This window comes from Flavihumibacter cheonanensis (genome assembly GCF_022352215.1).
GTDB lineage: Bacteria > Bacteroidota > Bacteroidia > Chitinophagales > Chitinophagaceae > Flavihumibacter > Flavihumibacter cheonanensis.
Window position 1 is genome coordinate 1 of the sequence record NZ_JAKRWF010000141.1, and the last position, 285, is coordinate 285.

Consider the following 285-nt stretch of genomic DNA (forward strand, 5'->3'; position numbering starts at 1 on the left):
TGACTGCGACGGAGTGGTCGGGCCGGATCTTGGGGCTCAGCAAGACGGTGAGTGCCCCGCTGACGCCGACCTGGTTCGTGACCGGGAACAACATCTCGTTTGTCGGGGATACGTGTCGTCGGGTCCTGCCGATCCGTCTCGATCCCCGGGTGGAGCGCCCCGAGGAACGGGAGTTTCGCCATCCGGATCTCCTGCACTTCATCTCACAGGAGCGGCCGCGGCTGCTCGTTGCGGCCCTCACCGTGCTGCGGGGATTCGTGCTCGCGGGGCGCCCCCTGCACGGTG

General features: G+C 67.7%; 1 protein-coding gene. It reads left to right on the forward strand.

Annotated elements, in window-relative coordinates; translation table 11 throughout:
• Positions 1-285 (forward strand): hypothetical protein (locus tag MD536_RS21440; RefSeq protein ID WP_239603825.1); only part of this gene is annotated, 285 nt, incomplete at both ends.